Origin of the sequence: Mycobacterium sp. 134 (assembly GCF_048282715.1) — a bacterium.
Classification (GTDB): Bacteria; Actinomycetota; Actinomycetes; order Mycobacteriales; family Mycobacteriaceae; genus Mycobacterium; species Mycobacterium septicum.
This window is the reverse complement of sequence record NZ_JBLVUN010000008.1, coordinates 994,006-1,014,112: the sequence shown is the minus strand read 5'-3', so window position 1 is coordinate 1,014,112 and position 20,107 is coordinate 994,006. Positions and strand designations below refer to the sequence as shown.

The 20,107-nt window shown below is 66.7% G+C and carries 21 protein-coding genes and 4 tRNA genes; 12 read left to right on the top strand and 13 right to left on the bottom strand.

Translation table 11 applies throughout. From position 1 onward, the window contains the following. Positions 1–2 precede the first annotated feature (2 nt). Together ACNQVK_RS09530 and ACNQVK_RS09525 are read right to left on the bottom strand one after the other, a co-directional pair. Positions 3–1,544 carry a nicotinate phosphoribosyltransferase gene (locus ACNQVK_RS09530; RefSeq protein ID WP_418029316.1) on the bottom strand — a complete coding sequence of 514 codons (1,542 nt, stop codon included), beginning with the start codon at positions 1,542–1,544 and terminating at the stop codon, positions 3–5. Beyond that, positions 1,541–2,407, bottom strand: a complete 867-nt coding sequence (locus ACNQVK_RS09525) for a ribose-phosphate pyrophosphokinase (protein WP_418029315.1) — start codon at positions 2,405–2,407, stop codon at positions 1,541–1,543. The genes ACNQVK_RS09530 and ACNQVK_RS09525 overlap by 4 nt, the downstream gene beginning before the upstream one ends. Positions 2,408–2,653: 246 nt before the next feature. On the opposite strand from ACNQVK_RS09525, the gene ACNQVK_RS09520 reads away from it, so the two are divergent. The 4 genes from ACNQVK_RS09520 to ACNQVK_RS09505 are packed head-to-tail and all read left to right on the top strand — an operon-like array spanning position 2,654 to position 5,488. Further along, the gene (locus ACNQVK_RS09520) at positions 2,654–3,589 is read left to right on the top strand and encodes a TIGR04222 domain-containing membrane protein (protein WP_418029314.1); all 936 of its coding nucleotides are present in this window, start codon (positions 2,654–2,656) and stop codon (positions 3,587–3,589) included. Next, on the top strand, positions 3,586–4,452 hold the full coding sequence (locus ACNQVK_RS09515; RefSeq protein WP_418029313.1) for a DUF692 domain-containing protein: 867 nt from the start codon (positions 3,586–3,588) through the stop codon (positions 4,450–4,452). Before ACNQVK_RS09520 ends, ACNQVK_RS09515 begins: the two co-directional genes overlap by 4 nt. Beyond that, a complete protein-coding gene (locus ACNQVK_RS09510; protein ID WP_418029312.1) occupies positions 4,449–4,670 on the top strand; it encodes a hypothetical protein in 222 nt (73 codons plus the stop codon). The genes ACNQVK_RS09515 and ACNQVK_RS09510 overlap by 4 nt, the downstream gene beginning before the upstream one ends. Further along, positions 4,667–5,488 carry a L,D-transpeptidase gene (locus ACNQVK_RS09505; RefSeq protein WP_418029310.1) on the top strand — a complete coding sequence of 274 codons (822 nt, stop codon included), beginning with the start codon at positions 4,667–4,669 and terminating at the stop codon, positions 5,486–5,488. Before ACNQVK_RS09510 ends, ACNQVK_RS09505 begins: the two co-directional genes overlap by 4 nt. 141 nt (positions 5,489–5,629) lie before the next feature. Here the strand turns inward: ACNQVK_RS09505 and ACNQVK_RS09500 are convergent. From ACNQVK_RS09500 to ACNQVK_RS09490, 3 genes are all read right to left on the bottom strand, one after another. Further along, a tRNA-Phe gene (locus ACNQVK_RS09500) sits at positions 5,630–5,703 on the bottom strand. Between the two features lie 41 nt (positions 5,704–5,744). Continuing rightward, positions 5,745–5,821, bottom strand: a tRNA-Asp gene (locus ACNQVK_RS09495). Between the two features lie 46 nt (positions 5,822–5,867). Then, positions 5,868–5,940 (bottom strand) — tRNA-Glu (locus ACNQVK_RS09490). A gap of 133 nt (positions 5,941–6,073) precedes the next feature. Here ACNQVK_RS09490 and ACNQVK_RS09485 point away from each other — a divergent pair. After that, a tRNA-Lys gene (locus ACNQVK_RS09485) sits at positions 6,074–6,149 on the top strand. Between the two features lie 56 nt (positions 6,150–6,205). Here ACNQVK_RS09485 and ACNQVK_RS09480 read toward each other — a convergent pair. Continuing rightward, complete coding sequence (locus ACNQVK_RS09480) at positions 6,206–6,571, bottom strand: group I truncated hemoglobin (RefSeq protein WP_418029309.1); 366 nt, start codon at positions 6,569–6,571, stop codon at positions 6,206–6,208. A gap of 227 nt (positions 6,572–6,798) precedes the next feature. Between ACNQVK_RS09480 and ACNQVK_RS09475 the strand changes: the two genes are divergently transcribed. Continuing rightward, a complete protein-coding gene (locus tag ACNQVK_RS09475) occupies positions 6,799–7,125 on the top strand; it encodes a DUF732 domain-containing protein (protein ID WP_409548434.1) in 327 nt (108 codons plus the stop codon). Positions 7,126–7,130: 5 nt separating this feature from the next. On the opposite strand, the gene ACNQVK_RS09470 is transcribed toward ACNQVK_RS09475, so the two are convergent. Beyond that, entirely contained in the window at positions 7,131–8,141 is a 1,011-nt protein-coding gene (locus tag ACNQVK_RS09470; protein ID WP_418029308.1) for an oxygenase MpaB family protein, read from the bottom strand. 80 nt (positions 8,142–8,221) lie between these two features. Between ACNQVK_RS09470 and ACNQVK_RS09465 the strand changes: the two genes are divergently transcribed. Further along, positions 8,222–8,806 carry a TetR/AcrR family transcriptional regulator gene (locus tag ACNQVK_RS09465; RefSeq protein WP_418029307.1) on the top strand — a complete coding sequence of 195 codons (585 nt, stop codon included), beginning with the start codon at positions 8,222–8,224 and terminating at the stop codon, positions 8,804–8,806. A 16-nt stretch (positions 8,807–8,822) separates the two neighbouring features. On the opposite strand, the gene ACNQVK_RS09460 is transcribed toward ACNQVK_RS09465, so the two are convergent. Together ACNQVK_RS09460 and ACNQVK_RS09455 are read right to left on the bottom strand one after the other, a co-directional pair. After that, entirely contained in the window at positions 8,823–9,263 is a 441-nt protein-coding gene (locus ACNQVK_RS09460) for a hypothetical protein (protein ID WP_409548431.1), read from the bottom strand. Between the two features lie 180 nt (positions 9,264–9,443). Further along, on the bottom strand, positions 9,444–9,899 hold the full coding sequence (locus ACNQVK_RS09455) for a hypothetical protein (RefSeq protein ID WP_418029306.1): 456 nt from the start codon (positions 9,897–9,899) through the stop codon (positions 9,444–9,446). Between the two features lie 192 nt (positions 9,900–10,091). On the opposite strand from ACNQVK_RS09455, the gene ACNQVK_RS09450 reads away from it, so the two are divergent. The 4 genes from ACNQVK_RS09450 (at position 10,092) to phoU (ending at position 15,686) form a co-directional block, all read left to right on the top strand. After that, positions 10,092–11,093, top strand: coding sequence for an acyl-ACP desaturase (locus ACNQVK_RS09450; RefSeq protein WP_044520435.1), 1,002 nt, complete (start codon positions 10,092–10,094; stop codon positions 11,091–11,093). Next, positions 11,090–12,256 carry a tRNA dihydrouridine synthase DusB gene (gene dusB / locus ACNQVK_RS09445; protein ID WP_418029304.1) on the top strand — a complete coding sequence of 389 codons (1,167 nt, stop codon included), beginning with the start codon at positions 11,090–11,092 and terminating at the stop codon, positions 12,254–12,256. Before ACNQVK_RS09450 ends, dusB begins: the two co-directional genes overlap by 4 nt. 237 nt (positions 12,257–12,493) lie before the next feature. Continuing rightward, a complete protein-coding gene (locus ACNQVK_RS09440; protein WP_418029303.1) occupies positions 12,494–14,932 on the top strand; it encodes an LCP family protein in 2,439 nt (812 codons plus the stop codon). A gap of 85 nt (positions 14,933–15,017) precedes the next feature. Continuing rightward, positions 15,018–15,686 (top strand): phosphate signaling complex protein PhoU, encoded by a 669-nt coding sequence (phoU, locus tag ACNQVK_RS09435; protein ID WP_409548428.1) that lies wholly within the window; start codon positions 15,018–15,020, stop codon positions 15,684–15,686. On the opposite strand, the gene ACNQVK_RS09430 is transcribed toward phoU, so the two are convergent. Continuing rightward, positions 15,687–16,205, bottom strand: coding sequence for a MarR family winged helix-turn-helix transcriptional regulator (locus tag ACNQVK_RS09430; RefSeq protein ID WP_418029302.1), 519 nt, complete (start codon positions 16,203–16,205; stop codon positions 15,687–15,689). A gap of 87 nt (positions 16,206–16,292) precedes the next feature. Between ACNQVK_RS09430 and ACNQVK_RS09425 the strand changes: the two genes are divergently transcribed. Beyond that, positions 16,293–17,267 (top strand): quinone oxidoreductase family protein, encoded by a 975-nt coding sequence (locus ACNQVK_RS09425; protein ID WP_418029301.1) that lies wholly within the window; start codon positions 16,293–16,295, stop codon positions 17,265–17,267. Between the two features lie 80 nt (positions 17,268–17,347). On the opposite strand, the gene pstB is transcribed toward ACNQVK_RS09425, so the two are convergent. The 3 genes from pstB to pstC are packed head-to-tail and all read right to left on the bottom strand — an operon-like array spanning position 17,348 to position 20,100. Next, positions 17,348–18,124, bottom strand: a complete 777-nt coding sequence (gene pstB, locus ACNQVK_RS09420) for a phosphate ABC transporter ATP-binding protein PstB (protein ID WP_418029300.1) — start codon at positions 18,122–18,124, stop codon at positions 17,348–17,350. A gap of 9 nt (positions 18,125–18,133) precedes the next feature. After that, entirely contained in the window at positions 18,134–19,048 is a 915-nt protein-coding gene (gene pstA, locus ACNQVK_RS09415; RefSeq protein WP_418029299.1) for a phosphate ABC transporter permease PstA, read from the bottom strand. Further along, complete coding sequence (pstC, locus tag ACNQVK_RS09410) at positions 19,045–20,100, bottom strand: phosphate ABC transporter permease subunit PstC (RefSeq protein WP_418029298.1); 1,056 nt, start codon at positions 20,098–20,100, stop codon at positions 19,045–19,047. Before pstC ends, pstA begins: the two co-directional genes overlap by 4 nt. Between the last annotated feature and the right edge of the window lie 7 nt (positions 20,101–20,107).

Sequence of the window (20,107 nt, the reverse complement as noted above, 5' to 3'; positions counted from 1 at the left end):
TGTCACGCCGCGTCCTCTCGTCGAGCCTTCGCCGCCAGGAACCGCGCCCAGCTGGCGCGGAGCTCGGCGCGCACTCCGGCGAATGTCGCGGCACCGACGAACCTGCCGTCCTCGAAGACCGTCCGCAGCCGTGAGTTGGCCTCCTGGTCGGTGGTGGCCTGCTGCATCAGCGCCAGTGAGCCGTCCATGCCGCCCAGCACCGCGAGCCGCCCGCGCGCCGAACGCTTGGTGCCCGAGTCGGTGACCGGGTCCTTGAAGATGTCGCGGCCCCGCCCGTCGACCTGCACCCACGTCGCCTTGACCGCCAGCGAAAAAGTATCCCGGGTGACGAATTGATAGGTGTACGAACCGAATCCGAATACCGGAACCGTGGACACGTAACCCTGCCGCATCAGGTTCTTCGTGATCGCGTCAGCCCGCTCGAAGTTGATCGAGTCCCCGTAGATCACGCCGACGTGCGGGTCCAGCTCGCGATAGCCGGCGGCGTTCTCGGTGGTTCCGAACGTCTCGGCCAGCAGGTTCACCACACCCTTGTGCTGCGGCGTGCCGGCCGGGGCCTGCGGGTCGCCGCACAGGATCAGCTCGGGATCACCAGAGTCGGGGCGGATCACCAGCTTTCCGTCACGCGCCATGATCGTGTCATTGAGCGCGGGCAGGAACTCCGTCATCACCTGCCATAGATCCCAGCTGTCGCTGACCACCGAGACGATCCCCGACGGGTACAGATCCAGCAGCCGCTCGAACGTGGCCAGCTCTCCCTCGGGCCCGTTCGCCGTCATCACCGAGTGCTCGGTGGCGGGGACAGAACCGCCCAGCACGGTCGCTTCCGGCGATCCGGGGTAGAACCGGTCGATCCAGCCCAGCGATGACAGCGAGTCGGTTCCGGTGGAACTCAACAGGTGCGCGGCACCGCTGACCGACGCCGCACCCATGCCCGCCATGCCACGGGCCGAGAAATCGTGACCCTGCCAGTTGACCGCAGCCGGGTCGGCGCCGGAGGCTTCGGCACGCTCGTCGAGCAGGCACCGGTTGCGCCAAGCCGTGGTGGCCGAGGTGATGGGCTGCCACAACGCGGCCGACAGATCGGTCTCGATGTAGTTGGTCAGCCAGAAAAACCGAGGGTCGGTGTTCTCCACCGTCAGGTACGGGATCCCCAGCGGGGTGACCGTCCCCTCCGGCAGCGCCCGGAACCGCAGCGGCAGCCGGCCGTAGCCGTGCAGCTGCCGGATGTGTTCGGAGCCAACGCCGTTCGGCCCCAGAATGTCGGCAACCCGCTCCTCGTACGCTCGGCACACCTCGTCGATGTCAGCGTCGAAAAATGCCTGCCAGCGGACCGCCAGATCGGCCAGGTATGCCTGCAGCCCGAAGAACACCGTCCAGTCGACATCCGCCACCCGGCTGCCGCGCGCGGTCAGGTTGGAGTACACGACCTCGGTGCGGTCCGGGTACTGCCTGCGGTGATCGAGCTTGTACGCGTCGGTCTCCATCAGCACGGTCAGCGCGTCCAACGCCGTGCGGGTGTAGTCGCGGGGGTTGAAGCTCATGACCAGTTCTCCTTTTCGGTCAGCACGGACAGGACGTGCCCGATCAGCGGCACCTGACGGACTTCCGTCGGCAGTGCATCGGGATCGACGCCGGGGCCGGTGTTCGCGGCGGTGATCGACACGAAGTGAGGCAACAGGTTCTCGCGCCACCGCCCGGTGAACAGCCCGTGCGTCACCCACAGGTGCAGTTCGGCCGCGGGCTCTTTCGCGCCGATCGCTTGGGCGAGACCGGCGAAAGTGCCTCCGCCGTCGCAGATGTCGTCCACCAGTAGGAACCGGCCCGCCCCCAGCCCGTCGGGCGCGGTGAACCCCGACAGGGCCCCCGTCTTCGGGTCACGCATCTTGCCGGCGGTCAGCAACGCCACCCCGAGCAGATCGTCGACCGCGCCGGCGCGGTCGACGGCACCCTTGTCGGGCGCGATCACACCGTCCCAGGCGATCTCCGCGAGAGGCGAGGCCTTGATGAGCTCGGTGGCGCTGATGGAGTGGACCGCCGCTCCGTGAGCCGAGGCAGCCGCGGCCCAGGCGCCGGAGTGCGGATCAGCCGCGATTACCTCGCGAATCCCGGTCGCCGCGGTCAGCCGAGCGACACCCTGCGCGTCGTAAGTCGCATCGTGATCACCACGCGCCGACGGCAGATACGGCATCACCAGGACCGGCTCCGCGTCCCGGTGAAAGGCGACCCATTGGGCCAACGCGGCGAAATCCAGTGCGCCACCGGTGTTCCAGGCGATCGGACGCCGAGCGGAAACCGATTCGAGGTGCCGGACGGCGACGTCACCGCCGGGGTAGGCCTCGACGGTTCCGGGTGCGGCATCCAACCGCCGGGTGACGGGGTCGTAGGTGTGGAAGCTCAGGCTCATGACCGAAGCGTACCAGAGATACGGGCATATTTGCCCATATCTTTCCCTTGGCGCTGTTGAGCCCCGCCGACGCCGCGAAATTTCCTCAGACAACAGCCATCAAGTCCTCACCGGCTCCTGTCCCTTGCCGTGCACGCTGGCTGGTTCAGCGGGGCCGCGAGCCTGCGGTTTCGCCCGAAAGTTGGGACCGGTAAGGAGCTTTAGGCACGCAGGGTGATCTGAACCGAACACCAGGAGGTGGATGTGATGTCGATTGACAAGCTGATCGATAGGTACGCCGAGGCGATCACCGCAGAGGGGTACGGATATCTGGCCGCACTGGCAACGACGGTGGTCTTCGCGGTGCTCTGGCGGATCGCGACGACTCCGCGGCGCCCCGCGGTGACCGAGCCGATCAGCGCGACCGAGCTGGCGTTCCTGCGGTCGGACATCGCCGCGGTGGTGACCTCGCTGGCGGGTCTGCGCGCCAGTGGACGGATCACCGCCGACGGACGGGTGGACCACGCCGTCCGCAGCCCGGAGATCGACCGGTTCACCGGCCAGGTGCTGGAGCGGGCCGGCGCCGACCCAGGGCACACCGTGCCGGGTCTGTACACCACATCCCGGGACGAGCTCGCGGCCCTGGAGGACGAGCTGAGCCGGCGCGGCCTGGCACGGACCCGGGCCGAACGCGCCCGCATGCGCTGGGGCACAGCGCCATCGATCGTGGTGATGGCGGTCGGCATCGGCTACGGCATCTATCTGCTGACGTCGTTGTCGGACCACCCCATCCACGCGGTCACGTTCACCGCGGTGGTGCTCGCCACGGTCCTGTACGGGGTCTTCGTGCTCCCCCACCTGCTCGGTGTGAATCGCCTGACCCGCGCAGGCCGTCGCCTGCTCGCCGCCCGGCAGAAGGAACTGGCTTATCTGGAGCCCGCGAGACAGCCCGCCTTCGACACCTACGGCCCCGCTGCGGTGGCGCTGTCGGTGGCGCTGTTCGGAACCGGCGCGCTCTGGGCGATCGACCGCGACTACTCGTCCTCTGTGGAACTCGCCGGAGGCGACTCCGGTGGTGGCGCCGACGGTGCCAGTTGCGGGGGTGCCTCCTGCGGGGGTGCCTCCTGCGGGGGCGACGGCGGCGGAGGAGGTGGCTGCGGGAGCGGTTGCGGAGGTGGCTGTGGCGGAGGTTGCGGCGGATGAGCACCACGACCCGTACCGTGCCCGCCCTGGGCGATGTGGGTATCGGCTGGCGACGTGAGATCGCCGGGGTGGTCGCCGATCTGCGGCCCGGGTTCTGCGAGGTGATCGCCGAGTCGATCCCGATCCGCCGCCGTCAGGCCCGACCGGACCCCGCCCTGGCGGATCTGGCCGCCCGCGGCGTTCCGGTGGTCCCGCACGGCGTCGCACTCTCTCTGGGCGGTGCGGAACCCGTGCAGCCCAAGCGAGTCCGGCGGCTGGCCGCCTGCGCACAAGCACTCGGCGCTCCGGTGGTCAGCGAGCACATCGCCTTTGTCCGGGCCGGCGGGATCGAGGCAGGGCATCTACTGCCGGTGCCCCGCACCCGGGAGGCCCTCGACGTGTTGGCGGCCAACATCGACCGCACCCGACCAGAACTGCCGGCGCCGCTGGCTCTGGAGAACATCGCCGCCTTCGTCGAGTGGCCGGAGTCTGATCTCACCGAATCGGAGTTCCTCACCGAACTGGTGGAACGCACCGGCGTGCTGCTGGTCCTCGACGTGGCGAACGTGTACGCCAACGCCCGCAACCGCGAGCGCGATCCGCTGCGGGAGCTGGCCCGGCTGCCGGTGGAACAGGTGGCCTACAGCCACGTCGCCGGCGGCCGGGAGGGCGCGGATTTCTACCACGACACCCACACCGATCGGACTCCGCTGGAGGTGCTGGACCTGGTCACCGCGCTGCGGGAGCGGGTCGACACCCCGTTCATGCTGGAGCGCGACGGCCGGTTCCCGCCCGCGGCCGAACTTTTCGACGAGCTGGATGCGATCTCCGCGGCGGCGGGGGCCGCTCCGATCACCTGCCGTGCGCGAAAGGTGTGGGCATGAGAGACACGTTGGCGCAGCGTCAGGAAGCCTTGGTGCGGGCATTGGTGGCCGGCGGTCCGGTGCCGCCGGGCTTCGATCCGGCGGCAGTAGCCGCCGCCGGCGAGGTGTGCCGCCACAAACGCGACGCGCACGCGGGTACCACCACCCGCCGCTCGTGGTGGCCGTTGCGCCGCCGAAACACGGACAGGTCTGAGCGGCGTGACACGATGGTCAGATGAGTGACTGGACGAAGGGAAGACTTTTCGGCGCTTTGAAAGCGGCCGGAGCGGCTTCGATGGTGAGCAGTGCGTTGATGCTGGGTGCCGGTGCCGCGCAGGCGGATCCGGCGCCGTTCGAGCCGCCGAGGCTCGTGCCCGCCGACGGCGCGACCGTCGGTGTGGCCCAGCCGATCATCATCAACTTCCCGGGCCCTGTCGAAGATGCCGGCGCCACCGAAAACGCCATCCATGTCTCGTCGGTCCCAGAGGTTCCCGGCAAGTTCTACTGGATCACCCCCACCCAGCTGCGCTGGCGTCCGCTGAGCTTCTGGCCCGCCCACACCGCAGTCACCGTCGACGCCGGAGGCACGGTGTCCAACTTCACGACCGGGGACACCCTGGTGGCCACCGCCAACGACACCACGCACCAACTGACCGTCACCCGCAACGGGGCCGTGGAGAAAACCATCCCGATGTCGATGGGCATGTCCTCCGGGGGCCACCAGACTCCCAACGGCACCTTCTACGTTCAGGAGAAGATGCCCTCGGTGGTGATGGATTCGTCGACCTACGGCGTCCCGGTCAACTCGCCGAACGGATACAAGCTGACCGTCGATCTGGCGGTCCGCTTCGACGACAGCGGCGACTTCGTCCACAGCGCCCCATGGTCTGTGTCAGATCAGGGCAAGCGCAACGTCAGTCACGGCTGCATCAACATCAGCCCCACCAACGCGAGGTGGTTCTTCGACACCTTCGGCCCCGGCGATCCCATCATCGTGCAGAACTCCACCGGCGGCACCTACACCCGGCACGACGGCTCCAACGATTGGCAGATCTAGTCGAGAAGGGCCGCAACGTTCCGACGATCGACTTGAGCAGTCGATCTGACGTTCGTTGCGGCACCCCCGGCGTTTCTCCGGCCGGACGCGCGAACTCCCCCAGAAACAGAAAAACCCGCTACGGGTAGCGGGTTCTCTCAGTGGCCAGGGCCGGGATCGAACCGGCGACCTTCCGCTTTTCAGGCGGACGCTCGTACCAACTGAGCTACCTGGCCGGAAGGCACCGGCTCTCGCAAACCGAACTGCCTCGCCGTGATGGCGACCCTGACGGGACTCGAACCCGCGACCTCCGCCGTGACAGGGCGGCGCGCTAACCAACTGCGCCACAGGGCCTTGCTTTCCTGCGTACTACCTATGTTCCAACGTTACCGTTGTCACGTACCCCCAACGGGATTCGAACCCGTGCTACCGCCGTGAAAGGGCGGCGTCCTAGGCCACTAGACGATGGGGGCCTAATCCGAATCTCTCCGGGGTGTTCACAACGTGTCCGTTGGGAGCTTCGATAGCTTAGGGTACGGATGCCCAAATCTTCAAACCCGGTGGTCGCAACACCAATTTGCACCATCTTGTACCCTGTCTTCTCGCGCCCCTATAGCTCAGTTGGTAGAGCTACGGACTTTTAATCCGCAGGTCGTAGGTTCGAGCCCTACTGGGGGCACCACACACCCGCCGCAAGGCGGGTCACGGTGCGGCCGAAATACTCCGCACACCGCCCGTTCAGGCGCTCCGCGCGGTCGCAATCTCGTCGGCCAGCGGTGCGATCGCGGCGATGATCTGACCGACGGTCGACTCAGGCACCCCAGCCTCGGCGAGGCTGTCGCCCAGGTGGCCGGCCACGAGGTTGAAATGGTGCATGGTGATGCCGCGCCCCTGATGGACCTGCCGCATCGGCGCACCGGTGTAGGGCTGCGGGCCGCCCAGCGCGGCGGCGAAGAATTCCACCTGCCTGCCCTTGAGCCTGGCCATGCTGGTTCCGGTGAAGAACCCGGACAGCTGGTCGTCCGCCAGCACCCGCCGGTAGAAGTCTTCGACGACGGTCTCAAGTGCCTCGGCCCCGCCGATCTGGTCATAGATGGTCGTCATGGCGTCAGCATCGACGAACGCCGTTGCCCTGCAATTACCGCCGCGTAGCCGCTCAGCTACAGCGGCCTCACAGGTACGGGGTATGCGTGAGCGCGGCGGGCCTCTCCCGTTTATCGTTATGGCCGGGGGTCGGAAGAGATACCCGACGTGAAGCCGTCACGTTGGGGTGTCAGCAGTTGGATCGAAGGAGTCACCGAATGTTGTCCCGGCGCCCGCGCACTCGAGTCATGGCCACCACGATCGGTGCCGCCGCGCTGGCCGCAAGCGCCGCATTCGGGGCCGCACCGGCCCACGCGGACGCTCAGGATGACCAGTTCTTCACCATCGTCAACGACCTGAAAATCCCCACGACTTCGCCCGAGGAGGCCGGCCAGGTCGGTCGCGGAGTCTGTGACGCGCTCACGAAGGGCAAGATCGAGCCCGCACGCACGGTGCGGGGAGTCATCAGCCAGCTGATGAACCAGGCAGGCATCGACAAGCACCAGGCCGCCAACCTGGTGCGGGGCGCGGTCAAGGTCTACTGCCCGCAGAACGCGCCGTTCGTCGGGCGCTGAGGCCCTCAGACCTCGGGGCAGTAGTGCATCCCGTTGTCGCGGTGACCGATTGGCGGCAGGTTGCGGGCCGGGGTGTGCACCAGCGGAGCGTCGGCCGGAATTCGCCCCTTGACGCGGTCCCACGCGCTGCGCGCCCGGGGATGCATGCGGTGCCGGACGGGCACCAGTTTGAAAATCTTGCCGATCACCTTGCCCAGCAGTCGATGGATCTTCTCGTCGCGCTCAGACCAGGTGTATCCCATCAGCTCTCGCACCGCCGGGTGGTACAGGCCGACGGTGAACCATACGAACAACGGGTGCACCACGTGCTTGCGCTGCAGCGCCCACATCCAGTCAGGCATCTTCGACGCGAACGGCGGCTTCGGCAGCTCACTGAGGTCCAGCACGTCGCGGGCCGCCTCGTTGTTCTCTAACACGTTGCGGCACATGTGTTCCCAATAGACCTGGAAGTCCTCCCAGGTTTCCGGCACGGGCCGCATGCTCATCCCGTACATCGAGTACCACTGCTTGTGCTCCTCGAACAGCTGCCGCTTGTCGGCCTCGGAGATCCCGCCCGCGAGCCGATCCGCCACGATGATCGTGCCGACGAAGAACGTCGAATGCGCCCAGTAGAAAACCTCGGGATTCAGCGCGTGATAGCGGCGCCCCTGAGCGTCGGTCCCTTTGATGTTGACGTGGTAGTCGCGCACCTCGGCGCCGGTCTGCGGGGCGCGGTCCCCGTCGAACACCACGCCACCGATCGGGTACAGCGAGCGCAGCAGGCGGGGCCAGCGTTCCTGGAAGAAGATCGAGTGCTCCGTGACCGCCGCGCCGAGCTGCGGGTGCATGTTCTGCATCGAGCCGGCCCACGGCCCCTGGAGCATGCCCCGCCAGTCGCCGAAGTACTTCCACGTCAGCGAATCCGGTCCGAGCGGGATCGGCGGCGCCTCATAGCCGCCCGGGGCGGCCGGGCAGCCTGACGCCACGGCAGCGGATCCGCTGGTCACGGGGCATGTCTCAGAAGTATCTTGTGTCACAGGTGCGCTTTCTGCCGGCAAGACGATGGTCCTGTTTCAAAAGTGACTACATACGTTGTCATCAAAGCTTAGGAGTAGATGTGCCATCCGGTCAACGACGCGGCCGATGGTCGGGTGTTCCGCTTCAGGAACGCGCGGCTCGCCGGCGCGACGAACTGATCGCCGCAGGCGTCACCTTGCTGGGCAAAGCCGACGGCCCGGCCCTCACGGTCCGTGCGGTGTGCCGCGCGGCCGAACTCACCGAACGGTACTTCTACGAGAGCTTCACCGACCGCGACACCTTCGTCCGGGCCGTCTACGACGACGTCTGCGCCCGGGCGATGTCAGCGCTGACCACCGCCGTCACTCCCCGCGACGCGGTGGAACGATTCGTCGCAATCATGGTCGACGACCCCACCCGCGGCCGCGTGCTGCTGCTGGCACCCGAATCCGAACCGGTGCTGACCCGCTCGGGCGCGGAGTGGATGCCCGACTTCATCGGCCTGCTGCAACGCAAACTGACCCGCATCGCCGACCCGGTCCGTCAGGCGATGGTCGCCACCAGCCTGATCGGCGCGCTCACCGCGCTGTTCACCGCGTACCTCGACGACAGGCTGCCGGCCAGCCGCGAGCAGTTCATCGACTACTGCGTCGACATGCTGCTCGGCCGGGCAGGCAGCTTCTGAGAAAATCCCGGGAGCCCTACTCGTCAGGCGTGCTGGCCTCGGCGATCGGCTCCTGCTCCGCGGCGGCCGCCTCATCTTCAGCGGCCTTGGCCTCCCGGCCCGCCGGGCTGGCTATCGACGCGCCCGGATGTTCCTCGGTGGCATGGTCGCCGTCGCAGTTGAGCGACACCTCTGTCACGTCCTCGCGGTATTCGTAGTACGTGTCGGAGGTCTGCGGCACCAACTGCCGCACGGTCCAGGCGTTGGTGACGATGCACTCGTCACGCGGCAAGCGGCTGCCCACGGTGACCGCGACATGCGCAGTGCCTCCGCCGTCCTCGATAGCCGTGACAGCGTCGCTGTAGGTTTGCCCCACCACGTCCGGTGCGGCTTGGGCCGCCCCCGCGCCCACGACCGCGAACGCAAAACCCGCCGCGGATACACCGATGACACTTCCGAACCCGATCGCGATCTTCATCTAGCCCGACCTTCCCCGTCCGGTGATCTCTCCCGGAGAGGTGGGGTGCCGGTGTTTACGCCCGCGCTTGTCAGCCGCCCCTCGTTCCGCGGCAAGGTGCCACAGAAGACTCTTTGGGAGCTGACCTGAAGTTTAGTCGGCGATGAGGCTCACATCGAGTAATTAACGGCCACTTAACCGCTACTCGTCGGGGGTGCTGACCTCTTCGAGCTGCTCCTGCTGGGCAGCGGCGGCCTCCGCCTCAGCCTTCGCCTCTTCCTGGTCGGATGCCGCCTTGGCCTCTCGGCCTGCCGGGCTGGCCACCGATGCGCCGCCGTGGGTGGCGGTCGCATGGTCACCGTCGCAGTTCAACGCGACCATGACCTCGCTGTCGGCATGCCCGAAGGAGCCGCCGCTGTCGCGCACGAACGGGGCGTCCCACGCGTTGGTGACGATGCAATCGCCCTGGGACAGCTTGCTTCCCACGGTGACCGCCACCTTGGCGCTGCCGCCGCCGTCCTCGATCGCGCTCGAAGCGTCCGAGTAGGTTTGGCCGACCACGTCAGGTGCGGCAGCCGCTACACCGGCACCGAACAACAGGGATACGGCCGCACCGGTGGCAATTGCAGCTCCGGCACCAAAGACAACCTTTTTCACGTGTGCCCAACCTCCGAGCGTGGGTATCCGACAGATGTTCGTGCGGATATTACAGTCGCCGCGGACGTGACGCATGGCTCGCGAACGCACCCGCGGGGCAACTTGATGTCACCGGTTTACACAGATATATTGACTGCTACCAACAGGTACAGATAACTGAGCGTCCCAAGGACGCGAGGAGGGTGAGCGCACATGACGCAGGAATACACAGACCTGCAGCTCCTGCACGAACTCGAGCCTGTCGTTGAGACCAGCATCAACCGCCACATGCGGATGCGTAAGGACTGGAACCCCCACGACTTCATCCCGTGGTCGGACGGCAAGAACTACTACGCACTCGGCGGCCAGGACTGGGATCCCGAGCAGTCGAAGCTGTCCGAGGTCGCCAGGACCGCGATGATTCAGAACCTGCTCACCGAGGACAACCTGCCCTCCTATCACCGCGAGATCGCGATGAACATGGGCATGGATGGCGCTTGGGGCAACTGGGTCAACCGCTGGACCGCCGAGGAGAACCGCCACGGCATCGCCCTGCGCGACTACCTCGTCGTCACCCGCGCCGTCGACCCCGTAGAGCTGGAAGAACTCCGCGTCGAGCAGGTCACCCGCGGCTTCTCCCCCGGCCAGAACCAGCAGGGCGATCTCTTCGCCGAGAGCCTCTTCGACTCGGTGATGTACGTGTCGTTCCAGGAACTCGCGACCCGCGTCAGCCACCGCAACACCGGCAAGGCCTGCGATGACCCGATCGCCGATCAGCTGCTGCAGCGCATCTCCGCCGATGAGAACCTGCACATGATCTTCTACCGCGACGTTTCGGCAGCCGGCCTGGACATCTCCCCCAACCAGGGCATGGCGTCGCTGCACCGCGTGCTGGACAACTTCAAGATGCCCGGATACACGGTGCCCGACTTCCGCCGTAAGGCTGTCATCATCGCCGTCGGCGGCGTCTACGACCCGCGCATCCACCTGGACGACGTGGTGATGCCGGTGCTGCGCAAGTGGCGCATCTTCGAGCGTGAGGACTTCAGCGGCGAGGGCGCGCGGCTGCGCGACGACCTCGGCCGCATCGTCGAAGAGCTCGAGGACGCCTGCGACAAGTTCGAGGTCGCCAAGGAGCGCCGCCTGGAGCGCGAGCGCAAGGTGGCCGAGAAGAAGGCCATGAAGAACCTGTTGGTGTCGTCATCGTCCTCGTGAGTTCCACTGTCGAATCGGCCCGATCCCAACTTCGGATCGGGCCGTTCGCGTTGCCCAGCCCAGTTGTCCTGGCCCCGATGGCCGGGGTGACCAATGTGGCGTTCCGCACACTGTGCCGCGAGCTCGAGAGCGCCCGCGCCGGAACCGTCAGCGGGCTCTACGTGTGCGAGATGGTCACCGCCCGGGCCCTGGTCGAGCGCCATCCGGTCACCATGCACATGACGACGTTCGCGCCCGACGAATCGCCGCGGTCGCTGCAGCTGTACACCGTGGACCCGGAAACCACCTACCGGGCGGCCAAGATGATCGCCGACGAAGGCATGGCCGACCACATCGACATGAACTTCGGCTGCCCCGTGCCCAAGGTCACCAAGCGCGGCGGCGGATCGGCACTGCCCTACAAGCGGCGGCTGTTCGGCCAGATCGTGGCCGCAGCGGTTCGCGGCGTCGAGGGCACCGATATCCCGGTGACGGTCAAGTTCCGGATCGGCATCGACGATGCCCACCACACCCACCTGGATGCCGGGCGGATCGCCCAGGAGGAAGGCGCGGCTGCCGTCGCGTTGCACGCCCGCACCGCGGCCCAGCGCTACTCCGGCACCGCCGACTGGGACCAGATCGCAGCGCTCAAAGCCCACGTCACCAGCATTCCGGTGCTGGGCAACGGCGACATCTTCGAGGCCGACGACGCATTGGCGATGATGGCCGCGACCGGCTGCGACGGCGTGGTCATCGGCCGGGGCTGCCTCGGCCGGCCCTGGCTGTTCGCCGAACTCTCGGCGGCCTTCACCGGGCGCCAGGCCGCCACCCCGCCGAACCTGGGCGAGGTGGCCGACATCGTGCGCCGCCACGGCGAGTTGCTCAGCGAGCATTTCGGCGAGGACAAAGGCATGCGCGACATCCGCAAGCACGTGGCCTGGTACCTGCACGGTTTCCCGGCCGGCGCGGATCTGCGGCGCGGGCTGGCCTTGGTCAAGACCCTCCGGGAGCTCGACGACCTGCTCGACCAACTCGACGGCGACGCCCCGTTCCCGCCTGCAGCCACCGGTCCGCGCGGCCGGCAGGGCTCGGCCGCCTCGGTGTCACTGCCCGAGGGATGGCTCGACGATCCCGATGACTGCGCGGTGCCGGTCGGGGCCGACGTGATGCATTCCGGAGGCTGACCTGCAGTCCCGCCGAGACGACTTCGAGACAGCTCTGTCACCGGGTTGGGTCTAGCTCAGCCTCAGGATGTCTCAGTACGATGAAAACCCCGCCGCGGCTGGCTCAAGTAGCCAGTCCGGCACAGTGCTGCTAGAAGAGATGAGGAGAAAAACCTCAGCAGCACCCAAGTCACACCGCGGGAACGATGCGCACCGACGCGCACGCGCGAGTTCGAAGAGTCGGAGGCCGGTAAGGACATGAGTGACGGTGATAACGCCACTCCCGGCCGTCGGCACCGCGCGCCGGAGGATTCGTCGGACAACAAATGGATTACCCGATCCCGGCAGCCTTTGCCAGGCGCCGCGCCGTGGGAACGCCAAGATGCGCCGCTACCCGATGATTCACCGGTCGACGAGGCCTCCGGCAGTCACGCCGACGGGGTAACTGTCGCCGATCTGATCGCCAAGGTCGCCGGGACCGGGTTCACCCCCACGCGGCACCGACTGGAGCCCGACGAGCCGGAAGACGTCGAACCGGAAGACGTCGAACCAGAACCGGAGCCCGAACCCGAACCCGAACCCGAACCGGCGTACGTGTTCGAATCCGAGCCGGAACCGTATGTCTACGAACCGGAGCCCGAACCGGAGTTCATCCACGAGGCGGAGCCGGAGCCGGCTTACCTCGAAGAAGAACCAGAAGTCGAGCCGGTCTATGTCCGGCCGCACGTGCCCGATCCCACCGACGTCATCGAAGCGGTGCGGATCGACCCCGAAGACGACGAAGCCCAGGATTTCCCCGTAGCCGAGGATTACCCCGAGCACTTCGACGACCCTTTCGACGAGCCCTTCCACGAGTCGTTCGACCACGAACCGCGCGAGGACTCGTTCGCGGAGCCGATCGACGCGCCCGCACAGGAATCGCTGGAGCACGACGAGGCCGAGACCGACAACACCGACACCGACGTGCTCCCGGTCCTGCCCGCGGTCTACGAATACGAGGCACCCCAGGAGCGCCCGGCATGGCGTGCGGGCCGGGTGCCCGCGGACGAGCACGATCCCGACGAGACCACCGTGATCGAGGCAGTGCGGCCGCCGCTCAACCGCCGGGTGATTCTGGCCGGGCGCGCCGCCGCCGCGATGCTCGCGGTCCTCACCCTGGTGCTCACCGGCGGGGCCTGGCAGTGGCAGTCCTCGAAGAACAACAGCCTCAACAAGGTCGCAGCGCTGGATCTCAACTCGCGCGACATCCTCGACCCCAACGCCCAGTTCGGCGACGAGAACTTCCTGATCATCGGAACTGACAGCCGGTTCGGTGACAACGGGGGCATGGGTGCCGGCGGCACGGAGGACGCCGGGGGCGCCCGATCCGACACCATCATGCTGGTGAACATCCCGGCCAACCGGGAACGTGTCGTCGCCGTGTCGTTCCCCCGCGACCTGTCGATCACCCCGATGAAGTGCGAACCCTGGAACGCCGAGACGGCGACCTACGGTCCGCTGTACGACGAGGAAACCGAGACCTACGGCCCCGACGAGGTCTACACCGAGACCAAGCTGAACTCGGCCTTCGCCTTCGGCGGGCCGAAGTGCCTGGTGAAGGTGATCCAGAAGCTGTCCGGGTTGTCCATCAACCGGTTCATGGCTGTTGATTTCTCCGGCTTCTCGAAGATGGTCGATGCGCTCGGCGGGGTCGAGGTGTGCAGCACCACCCCACTCGAGGACTACGAACTGGGCTCGGTCCTGCCCAATGCCGGACGCCAGATGATCGACGGCCATACCGCCCTGAACTATGTGCGGGCCCGTCAGGTGACCACCGAATACAACGGGGACTACGGGCGGATCAAACGCCAGCAGCTGTTCTTGTCCTCGCTCCTGCGCGCGCTGATCTCGCGAGACACATTTTTCTCCCTGAACAAGCTGAACAACGTGGTCAACATGTTCATCAGCGACAGCTTCGTCGACAACATCAAGACCAAGGACCTGGTCGATCTCGGGCAGTCCGTCCAGGGCGTGAACGCCGGCCGGATCACCTTTATCACCGTGCCGACCGTCGGATACGCCGACGAGTACGGCAACGAGGTCCCGCGCACCGACGATATGCGGGCTCTGTTCGACGCGATCATCAACGACGACCCGCTGCCCGGTGAGAAGAACCCGGACAACACCCCGGTGCCGGGCACCCCCGAATCGGCGACGTCGTCGGTCCAGGCTGCCGCGCCGTCGGAGACACCCCAGTCGACCGCGCCGGCACCCGCGCCGGTCACGACCGAAGGGGGTGAGATGGTCAACGCCGTCACCACCGAACCGCAGCAGGTCACCGTGCAGGTGTCCAACTCGACCGGAGAGAGCGGCCTGGCCTCCACGGCGGCCACCGAGCTGCAGGAACACGGCTTCAACGTCAACACCCCGGACGACTATCCGAGCACACTTCCGGCGACCACGGTCTTCTTCTCCCCCGGTAACGAGGAGGCAGCCGCGACGGTCGCCAGCTCGTTCACCAACCCGACCATCGAACGCGTATCGGGCATGGGTGACGTGGTGCAGGTGGTGCTGGGCTCCGACTTCAACTCGGTCGGCGCACCAACCCCGAGCGGGTCGGAGGTACAGGTGCACGTGCTGAAAGGCACCGCAGCCAGTCCCACGCACCTTCCCGAGGACCTGAACGTCACCAACGCAGCCGACACCACCTGCGAATAGACCGCCGACCGGCGCGGACGGCCATTCACCGTTCGTTCACCGTTGCATCGTGACTACAGGCAGGCTGACCGCCTAATCTTGCAGCATGCGTACCCAATACCATGAGCAGTTGCATTCCTTGACGGACCAACTCGGCCAGATGTGCGAGTTGGCGGGTACCGCGATGGAGCTGGCCACCCAGTCGCTCTTGCAGGCCGATCTCGCACTCGCCGAGCAGGTCATCAGTGACCACGAGAAGATGACCGCGCTGAGCACCCAGGCTGAGGAGTCTGCGTTCGTGTTGCTCGCGCTGCAGGCACCCGTGGCCGGCGATCTGCGCTCGGTGGTGGGATCCATCCAGATCGTCGCCGACGTGGACCGGATGGGTGCCCTGGCGCTGCATGTGGCCAAGATCGCGCGCCGGCGCCACCCCCAGCACGTGCTGCCGGAGGAAGTGAACGGTTACTTCGCCGAAATGGGCCGGGTCGCCGTCGAACTGGGGCACGCCGCGCGCGAGGTGCTGCTCACCCGGGATCCGGAGAAGGCCGCCCGGATCCAGGAGGAAGACGATGCGATGGACGATCTGCATCGCCACCTGTTCTCGGTGCTGATGGACCGGGAGTGGAAGCACGGGGTGACCGCGGCCGTCGATGTGACTTTGTTGAGCCGCTTCTACGAGCGTTTCGCCGACCATGCCGTCGAGGTGGCGCGGCGGGTCATCTTCCAGGTCACCGGCACGTACCCGGACGGGGAATCGGTTACTTCGACGCAGTAGTCAAGGGCGGTCGGTGGGCGGCACCAGACGGACCCCGTCCTTGTGCGCGCCCGCCAGGTCCCCCAGCACCTTGACCAGCACTTGTAGGTCCGTGCCGCTGTAGCGCAGCAGGAAATCGCGGGTTCCGCGGTCCATCTCCTCGTGCAGCTTCCGGTGCAGGTCGGCGACGAGTTCTCCGTCGGCGGTCAGGCCGAGTTCGATCTCCTTGCGGTTGCCGGGCACGGGTGTGCGGGCCACCAGGCCGGCCTCGACCAGCCGCTGCACATGCTTGGAGACGGTCCCCTTGAGCCGGCCCGACCGCGCCGCCAGCCCGACCACACTGACTGGGCCTTCGGCGATCTCCGCCAGCAGGTGCATCGACGACGTCGGCAGCGTCCGCACCAGCGACTCCAACCGCTGAGGGCATCCGGCTGCCATGAAATCGCGCTCGGCGTCGCCCTCCCCGTCATTCCCGAGCCGGTCGCCCACCGTGGCCATCAGGCCGGTGATGGCGTCGATCAGCTCAAGTTTGGTTTTCACGGAAACCATCTTGCCACCCACAGCGGTGCCGAGTAGATTGTTTCCACAGAAACAATATCTGGGGAAACCAACTACAAAGGAGTCACCATGAAGGCCGCACTGGTCACCGAATGGGGCCGGGACCCCGTCTACACCGATGTATCCGGCCCCGAGCCGCGTGACGGCGCCGAGGTGGCCACCGTCGAAGCATCGGCCCTGACCAACCTCGCCCGGGCTTTGGTGTCCGGAAAGCACTACGCCAGCAAGGAGATTCAGCTGCCGGCCGTACCCGGCGTCGACGGAGTGGTCCGGCTGGGCGACGGGAGGCGGGTCTACGCCAACGCAGTAGCGCCCTACGGCATGTTGGCGGAGCGCACGTTGGTACACCCGCTCGGCGGTATCGACGTTCCCGACCACGTGGACTCGGTGACGGCGGCGGCAATCCCGAACCCCGGTCTCTCGGGCTGGTTGGCCCTGTCCTACGCCGCGGCGGTCAAACCCGGTGACCACGTTCTGGTGCTCGGCGCAACGGGCGTCACCGGCTCGGTCGCCGTGCAGCTGGCCAAGTCGGAGTTCAAAGCCGGCCGGGTGGTGGTGGCCGGGCGTGACAAGGGCCGCCTGGACTGGTTGCGGTCGGTCGGAGCCGACGACGCGATCGCCCTGGGCGCAGACGACTTGCCCGCGCGGGTCGCAGAACTTCACGCCGAGAAACCGTTCGACGCTGTGCTCGACTACCTCTGGGCCGAGCCCGCCACGCAGGTTCTCACCGCACTGGCGGGCAGTCACCCGGCTGCGCACTACCACGCCACCCGGTTCGTCCAGATCGGGTCGATGGCCGGGCCGACACTGAACCTCGATGCCGGCGTGTTGCGGGGAACCGGTATCACGGTGTGCGGCGTCGGCATCGGCAGCGTTCCGCTCGACGTCCTGATCTCGGCCAGAACCGAGGCGCTGCCACGGTTGTTCGCCATGGCCGCGGCGGGTGAGATCGAATTGCGCACCCAGGCAAGAGAATTAGCAGACATCGAACAGGTGTGGGAGCGGGCCGAGCCGTCAGGCACCCGCGTGGTGCTCACGCCTTAGCGCGAGTTTCGCGAGCAGACGCAGAGTCGCCGAACTCCCTGTGGAAACAGGCGATTCTGCGTCTGCTCGCCGGAGAAAACTCAGCCGAAGCGGCCCGAGATGTAGTCCTCGGTCGCCTTCTGGGTGGGGTTGGAGAAGATCTTCTCGGTGTCATCGATCTCGATCAGCCTGCCGGGCTTTCCGGTGGCCTCGAGGTTGAAGAACGCGGTCTGATCACTCACCCGGGCGGCCTGTTGCATGTTGTGCGTGACGATGACGATCGTGAAATCCTGCTTGAGCGTGGAGATCAGATCCTCGATGGCCAGCGTCGAGATCGGGTCGAGCGCCGAGCAGGGCTCGTCCATCAACAGCACATCGGGCTGCACCGCGATCGCACGGGCGATACACAACCGCTGCTGCTGACCGCCCGACAGACCACCGCCGGGCTTGTCCAGACGGTCCTTGACCTCGTTCCAGAGATTGGCACCGCGCAGCGACCGCTCGGCTACCTCGTCGAGGGTCTTCTTGTTGCGTACGCCTTGCAGCTTCAGCCCGGCCACCACGTTGTCGCGAATCGACATGGTGGGGAACGGGTTCGGACGCTGGAACACCATGCCGATGGTCTTGCGCACGCCCACCGGGTCCACTCCGGCGCCGTAGATGTCCTCACCGTCGAGCAGCACCGAACCCTCGACACGGGCACCGGGGATCACCTCGTGCATGCGGTTCAGCGTGCGCAGCACGGTCGACTTGCCGCAGCCCGACGGGCCGATGAAGGCCATCACACTGCGCGGCTGCACCGACAGCGAAACCTCGGCAACGGCGTGGAACGCGCCGTAGTAGATGTTGACGTCCTTGAGATCCAGCCGCTTGGCCATGGATAGCTCCTACACCTTCTTGGGGGAAAAGAGTCTGGCGACCGCACGCGCGCCGACATTGAGCAGGGCGACCAGCAGGATCAGCGTCAGCGCCGCACCCCAGAGGCGGTCGGTGGGCACCGGGTTGGCACCTGCCCCCGCCGAGATCTGGTCGTACATCATGCCCGGCAGCGATCCCATGAACCCGCCGAACATGTCGAAGTTCATCGCCTGGGCGTAACCGACCAGGATCAGCAGCGGCGCGGTCTCACCCATCACACGGGCCAGTGCCAGCATGATGCCGGTGACGATGCCCGACAGCGCCGTCGGGATCACGATTCGCACGATGGTCTTCCACTTGGGCACGCCCAGTGCGTAACTCGCTTCGCGAAGGTCCATCGGCACGATGCGCAACATCTCCTCGGTGGCCCGCACGATCACCGGAATCATCAACAGCACCAATGCCAGTGACACCGCGAACCCGGACCGGCCGAACCCGAGCGTGGCCACCCACAGCGCGTAGATGAACAGCGCGGCGACGATCGAGGGCACGCCGGTGAGGATGTCCACCATGAATGTGGTGACCTTGCCCAGGCGCGTACCACCGCCGTACTCGACCAGGTACACGCCCACCATCACGCCGATGGGAATGGAGATCAGCGAGCACACGAGGCCTTGCAGCAGGGTGCCGACGATCGCGTGGTAGGCACCGCCACCCGCGCTGAACGTCGTCATCCCGGCCTGGGAATTGGTGAACCACGTGGGTGAGCTCAATGCGGCCCAACCCCGGACGATCACCGAGTACAGCACCCACACCAGAGGTACCAGGGCGACCAGCAACGACGAGGTCACCAGCACCGTGGCGAAGTGGTTGGTCAGCTTGCGGCGCAGGCTCACGCCCTGGAACGCGGGCGCCTTGACCGGCCGCTCAAGAGTCGACGTCATGAGCGTCCCTTTCCTGCGACCGCGGCACGGGCCAGCGAGTTCACCACGAAGGTGAGGATGAACAGCACCAGGCCGGCGGCAATGTAGGCGCCCGCCTTGTACTGGTCGTTGAATTCGCTTGCGGTGGCGGCGATCTTGCTGGCGAAGGTGTAGCCGCCGTCGAACAGCGTCCAACTGAACGCGGTCTGGGTGCCGCGCAAGATGATCAGCAACGCGATGGTCTCTCCGAGCGCGCGGCCCAGACCGAGCATCGCGCCGCTGATATAGCCGGACAGCCCGAAGGGCAGCACCGTCGTGCGCACCACTTCCCAGCGGGTGGCGCCCAGCGCCAGCGCGGCCTCGATCTGGCCGCGCGGGGTCTGGGTGAACACCTCGCGGGTCACCGCGGTGATGATCGGCAGGATCATCACCGCCAGCACGATGCCTGCGGTGAAGATGGTGCCGCCGCCGGCCACCGACGCGTTGCCGGTCTTGAACAGGAACAACCAGTCCAAGTTCGTATTGAGCCACACCGCAAAGGGTTTGATCGCCGGCGCCAACACGTACAGGCCCCAGACGCCGTACACGATCGACGGCACGGCGGCCAGCAGGTCCACCAGGTAGGCCAGCGGGCCGGCCAATCGCCGCGATGAGTACTGGGTGAGATAGATCGCGATGCCCAACGCCACCGGCATCGCCAAGAACAGAGCGAATACCGAGACGAACACGGTCACCTGCAGCAGCTCGAAGATGCCGAAGTGCATCGCCGAGGTGTCGGTGGTGATCCAGTTGCCGCCGTAGAGGAAGAAGTTCTCCTCGTTCCGGGTCAGCGCCGGGACCGCGCGCCAGAGCAGGAACACCCCGATCGCCGCGATGAGCGCGACGATCAGGATGCCCGAGCCTTCGGCAAGGCCACGGAAGATCCGGTCGCCGAGGCGGACCTTGGCTCCCTTGGACGGATTGGTCGAGATGGGTTCTGGTTCGGGGTGGGGGGACGCGAGCGTCTCCCCCGACCCCGAATCAGCTGGATTCGGCGTTGTCACTGTCGTCCCGTCGGGGCCCCTGGTCGTCATATGGTCG

Coding starts and splice junctions, on each gene's coding strand:
- ACNQVK_RS09515 (WP_418029313.1), top strand. CDS start 3,586: ATGAGCACCACGACCCGTACCGTGCCCGCCCTGGGCGATGTGGGTATC.
- ACNQVK_RS09450 (WP_044520435.1), top strand. CDS start 10,092: ATGACGCAGGAATACACAGACCTGCAGCTCCTGCACGAACTCGAGCCT.
- pstA (WP_418029299.1), bottom strand. CDS start 19,048: ATGACGTCGACTCTTGAGCGGCCGGTCAAGGCGCCCGCGTTCCAGGGC.
- ACNQVK_RS09530 (WP_418029316.1), bottom strand. CDS start 1,544: ATGAGCTTCAACCCCCGCGACTACACCCGCACGGCGTTGGACGCGCTG.
- ACNQVK_RS09425 (WP_418029301.1), top strand. CDS start 16,293: ATGAAGGCCGCACTGGTCACCGAATGGGGCCGGGACCCCGTCTACACC.
- ACNQVK_RS09475 (WP_409548434.1), top strand. CDS start 6,799: ATGGCCACCACGATCGGTGCCGCCGCGCTGGCCGCAAGCGCCGCATTC.
- ACNQVK_RS09460 (WP_409548431.1), bottom strand. CDS start 9,263: ATGAAGATCGCGATCGGGTTCGGAAGTGTCATCGGTGTATCCGCGGCG.
- ACNQVK_RS09525 (WP_418029315.1), bottom strand. CDS start 2,407: ATGAGCCTGAGCTTCCACACCTACGACCCCGTCACCCGGCGGTTGGAT.
- ACNQVK_RS09510 (WP_418029312.1), top strand. CDS start 4,449: ATGAGAGACACGTTGGCGCAGCGTCAGGAAGCCTTGGTGCGGGCATTG.
- pstB (WP_418029300.1), bottom strand. CDS start 18,124: ATGGCCAAGCGGCTGGATCTCAAGGACGTCAACATCTACTACGGCGCG.
- ACNQVK_RS09440 (WP_418029303.1), top strand. CDS start 12,494: ATGAGTGACGGTGATAACGCCACTCCCGGCCGTCGGCACCGCGCGCCG.
- ACNQVK_RS09480 (WP_418029309.1), bottom strand. CDS start 6,571: ATGACGACCATCTATGACCAGATCGGCGGGGCCGAGGCACTTGAGACC.
- ACNQVK_RS09505 (WP_418029310.1), top strand. CDS start 4,667: ATGAGTGACTGGACGAAGGGAAGACTTTTCGGCGCTTTGAAAGCGGCC.
- ACNQVK_RS09520 (WP_418029314.1), top strand. CDS start 2,654: ATGTCGATTGACAAGCTGATCGATAGGTACGCCGAGGCGATCACCGCA.
- pstC (WP_418029298.1), bottom strand. CDS start 20,100: ATGACGACCAGGGGCCCCGACGGGACGACAGTGACAACGCCGAATCCA.
- phoU (WP_409548428.1), top strand. CDS start 15,018: ATGCGTACCCAATACCATGAGCAGTTGCATTCCTTGACGGACCAACTC.